Origin of the sequence: Halobacillus halophilus (assembly GCF_020171985.1) — a bacterium.
Lineage (GTDB): Bacteria > Bacillota > Bacilli > Bacillales > Halobacillaceae > Halobacillus > Halobacillus halophilus_A.
Genome location: NZ_JAIVAL010000023.1, coordinates 1 through 1,752, shown reverse-complemented (window position 1 = coordinate 1,752; position 1,752 = coordinate 1). Strand labels below are relative to the sequence as shown.

The window sequence follows — 1,752 nt, the reverse complement described above, 5'->3', positions numbered from 1 at the left end:
CAGGAGATTCCTATGGGATTTCAAATAGGGGTTCTTGTATGAAAAAAAGCCCTCCGTTATGATGCATTTGTACCTACAAATACAAACATCAAAAGGAGGACTCCTCTATGAATCATAAAAGGAATCAAAAAATAAATCAAATCACCGAAGACACGTTAGTCCTCGGTGTTGATATTGCGAAGAAAACGCACTATGCCTGTGCTTTGGACGATCGTGGGCGCGAACTTCACCGGCCCGTTGGCATCCATCAAAGCTTAAAAGGGTTTGAAAACTTTCGTAGACAGGTGGAACAATGGCTTGAGGATCACAAGAAAAGCCATGTTCTCATCGGGTTTGAACCTACAGGGCATTACTGGAAGAATTTCGCTGCTTTCCTAAGGGAAGTAAATCTCCCTTTCGTGATCGTCAATCCCATGCACGTCAAGAGATCGAAGGAGTTTGACGATAACCTTCAAACCAAAAATGATCAAAAGGATGCGCGTGTAATTGGAAAGCTCATGGTCGGTGGTAATTTTACCTATCCCAGAATTCCGGAAGACGTGGAAGCTGAACTGAGAAATGGCGCGGCTATGAGGTGGAAGCTCAAAGAGGAACACATCCGCCTTCAAAACCAGATGACGGGGTGGCTGGACCGATACTTCCCGGAATTCAAAACCGAAATTAAGAACTTCGGACAATTAGCCTGTGCCATTTTGAAGTACACGCCTTTGCCGCAAGACCTGATCCACCAGGAAGTCGAAGAATTGGCCCGGCACTATAAAGAGAAAGCTGGTGTAAGGGCCCCGGCGAAGAAAACGATTCGCGGCATGAGGCACCTGGCTGAGGGATCGATTGGCCTTACCGAAGGTATCGAAATGGCCCGCTTTGAAATCGCCACACTTGTCGACCAATTCCTTCTTGTCGAACGTCGGTTAGAAGACGTCAATAACCGTTTGGAGGAACTGGTCATACAGCTAGAGGAATTCGAATACCTTGAATCCATTCCTGGCATCGGCAAGAACACCGTGATTGACCTGATAGCCGAAACCGGATCCCTCAAGCAGTACAAACATCCACGCCAACTTCTTAAACTAGCGGGATTAACGCTGCGGGAAGATTCTTCCGGGACACATGAAGGTCAGAAGAAAATATCCAAGCGTGGTCGAAAACGGCTAAGAAACCTTCTGTATCGTGCCATTTTACCTCTGCTTCAAAATAACAAGGTCTTTCATGAATTGTATCAGTACTATACGACACGCTCTAAGAATCCTTTAAAGCATAAGCAAGCCACAGTCGTGCTTAGTGGAAAACTCTTAAAAATCTTTTTTGGTCTTTCGAATCACCAGGTTCTTTTCAGTGAGGATCGCATGAGACAGGATCTTCACTGCCTGAAAACAGCGGCATAACCAAGCGCGTTCTCACCTCGATACGATGACACGGAGAAGCTGGCACCAAATAAGACGAAAGACTACGAGTCCATGCAGGAGAATGAAGCCAGCCTCTGCCTTATGATGAGACCACATGCAGGAATGCAGGCGCACGAAGCCATGAGCCATGGGAGGGTACGTCCTCATAAGAAAGCAGAGATCCCAAGTGCATCCATATCACCAAAATGGAAACTCTAATCCAAATTAGGGAACGCAACGCGTCCTGTCTTTTTCCTTTAAAAGGAATACAAGGAATAATACGGTTCGAGAGAAGCTTACAAAAAAATTTTAAGAGATCGAAAGATCTTAAAAACCCCTGATGTGTCAACATTTCCGGAGGGAGTCT

Annotated in this window: 1 protein-coding gene; it reads left to right on the top strand. The window is 45.7% G+C overall.

The features are described 5' to 3' along the window. Nucleotides 1-107 precede the first annotated feature (107 nt). Nucleotides 108-1,385 (top strand): IS110 family transposase, encoded by a 1,278-nt coding sequence (locus LCM11_RS20275; protein WP_224896030.1) that lies wholly within the window; start codon nt 108-110, stop codon nt 1,383-1,385. Nucleotides 1,386-1,752 lie beyond the last annotated feature (367 nt).

Bases quoted from the DNA above. Each gene is read 5' to 3' on its own strand.
- LCM11_RS20275 (WP_224896030.1), top strand. From the start codon at position 108: ATGAATCATAAAAGGAATCAAAAAATAAATCAAATCACCGAAGACACG.